The 2,664-nt window shown below is 73.7% G+C and carries 2 protein-coding genes; both read left to right on the top strand.

From position 1 onward, the window contains the following. A partial coding sequence (locus tag NON22_RS22880; RefSeq protein WP_257389297.1) for a hypothetical protein occupies positions 1-502 on the top strand: 502 nt, incomplete at its 5' end. 72 nt (positions 503-574) lie between these two features. Then, a partial coding sequence (locus tag NON22_RS22875) for a primosomal protein N' (RefSeq protein ID WP_257389296.1) occupies positions 575-2,664 on the top strand: 2,090 nt, incomplete at its 3' end.

The following is a 2,664-nucleotide window of genomic DNA, read 5'->3' as shown; positions in this document are numbered from 1 at the left end:
CGCGCGCGCGGAGGCCTTCGCCGCACGCGAACGCGCGGCGGCCGCGATGCGCGGCCAGCATCTGCAGGTCTGCGACACGGTGGGCGCGGCCGTCGCCGGCGCCGACGTGGTCTGCACCCTGACCGCGGCGCAGGAGCCCATCCTGTTCGGCCGCGACCTCGAGCCGGGCATGCATCTGAATCTCGTCGGTTCGGGCCGGGCCGGACCGGTCGAGGTCGACCACGCCGTGGTCACGCGCGCGCGATTCTTCGCCGACCATCGCGAATCGGTGCTGCGCCAGGGCGCCGAGTTCCTGCGCGCGCAGCAGGCCGGCCTCGTCGACGAATCGCACGTGCTCGGCGAGATCGGGGACGTGCTCGCCGGCAGCCTGGCCGGCCGCACCGACGACACGCAGATCACCGCGTACAAGTCGCTCGGCAGCATCGTGCAGGATCTCGCCGCGGCGCAGCACCTGCTGCGCCGCGCCCGCGAGACCGGCACGGGCCAGGCCCTGGGTTTCTGATGCGGCCGCCTCCATCCTTGCGACAGGCCCATCGACAATCGATCCCGTATCGCGCCCTTACACTCTGCGCCCATGCCTGAGATCCTGCGCGTCGCCGTACCGGTGCCGCTGCCGCAGCTGTTCGACTACCTCGCGCCGCGCGGCGCGCTGCCGCAGCCGGGCTGCCGCGTGCTCGTGCCGTTCGGGCCGGGCCGCCAGGTCGGCGTAGTCGTCGGCGTCGCCGACGACAGCGAGCTGCCGCGCAACAAGCTCAAGCCGATCAGTTCCGTGCTCGACGCGCAGCCGCTGCTCGGCGGCGAGCTGCTCGCGACGTTGATGTGGGCCGCGCGCTACTACCAGCATCCGCTCGGCGCGGTGCTCGAGACGGCGCTGCCGGTCGGCCTGCGTCAGGCCAAGCCGCTGCCGCTCGACGGCTACCGCGCGCTCGCGCTCAGCGCCGACGGCCGCGCGACGCCGGCCGACACCTTGCGCCGCGGCACGCGCATCCGCGAGCTGTTCGAGCGTCTGGCCGACGGACCGCTGACCTACGCCGCGCTGGACCTGGCCATCCCGCGCTGGCGCGACAGCGCCAGCGCCCTGCGCCAGCGCGGACTGATCGAGACCGTCGCGATCGCGGTCAGCCAGGCCGTGGCCGAACCCATGCCCGCGCCGCCGCTGAACGCGGCGCAGGAAGCCGCCGTCGCGAGCGTCGGTGCGGCGCTCGACCGCTTCCACGCCTGGCTGCTCGAAGGCGTGACCGGCAGCGGCAAGACCGAGGTCTATCTGGGCCTGATCGAACGCGTGCTCGCGCAGGGCCGCCAGGCCCTCGTGCTCGTGCCGGAAATCGGCCTGACGCCGCAGACCCTGCGCCGCTTCCGCGACCGCTTCGGCCATCGCGTGCATGCGCTGCACTCGGGACTGGCCGAAGCCGAGCGCTCGCGCGCCTGGCTCGCCGCCGCGCGCGGCGAGGCCAGCGTGATCCTCGGCACGCGCTCGGCGATCTTCGCACCGCTGCCGAAGCTCGGCCTGATCGCCGTCGACGAGGAACACGACGCCTCGTACAAGCAGCAGGACGGCTTCCGCTACTGCGCGCGCGATCTCGCGCTGGTCCGCGCACGCGCGCTCGGCATTCCGGTCGTGCTCGGCTCGGCCACGCCGTCGCTCGAAAGCCTCGCCAACGTCGCGGCCGGCCGCTACGGGCGGCTGGAACTGCCGCTGCGCGCCGGCAGCGCGCGGCCGCCGCAGCTGCGCATCGTCGATGCAAGGCGCACGCGGCTCAGTCACGGACTCGGCCCGGAGCTGCTGACGGCGCTGCGCGAAACCCTGGCCCGCGGCGAGCAGGCGCTGATATTCCGCAATCGCCGCGGCTACGCGCCGGTGCTGCTCTGCCACGACTGCGGCTGGCACGCGGACTGTGAGCGCTGCGCCAAGCCCATGACCCTGCATCGCCAGCGCGGCCGCCTCGTCTGCCACCACTGCGAGGCCGAACGGCGCGTGCCGGTGCAGTGTCCCGAATGCGGCGGCACGCAGCTGATGCCGCAGGGCCAGGGTACCGAGCGGCTCGAGGAAGCGCTGACCGAACTGTTTCCGCAGACCACCATCGTGCGCATAGACCGCGAGACCACGCGCCGGCGCGGCGCGCTCGAGGCGCTGCTGGACCGGCTCGGCCCGCACCAGCCCGGCATCTACATCGGCACGCAGATGCTGGCCAAGGGCCATGACCTGCCGAATCTGACCTTGGTCGCGATCCTCGGCGTCGACGAGGGCCTGCACAGCATCGACTTCCGTGCGAGCGAGCGCCTCGGCCAGCTCATCGTCCAGGTCGCCGGCCGCGCCGGCCGCGCGAACAAGCCCGGCAGCGTGCTGCTGCAGACCCATCATCCCGATCACGCGCTGCTCGCAACCCTGCTGCGCGGCGGCTATCGCGCTCTCGCGCAGAGCCTGCTGGCAGAACGGCGCACGGCGGAGCTGCCGCCCTACGCGCATCTGGCGCTGCTGCGCGCCGAGGCCAAGGACGCCGCCGCGCCGCCGGAATTTCTCGCCGCCTGCGTCGAAGCGGCCGGCAGCGCCGACGGCGTCGCGCTGCTCGGCCCGTTGCCGGCGCCGATGCCGCTGCGCGCCGGCATGTCGCGCAGCCAGCTGCTGCTCTCGGCGACCGAGCGCGCGCGCCTGCAGGCGGCGCT

Source organism: Tahibacter caeni (genome assembly GCF_024609805.1).
GTDB classification, from domain to species: Bacteria; Pseudomonadota; Gammaproteobacteria; order Xanthomonadales; family Rhodanobacteraceae; genus Tahibacter; species Tahibacter caeni.
This window is presented reverse-complemented; position numbering and strand designations above follow the sequence as displayed.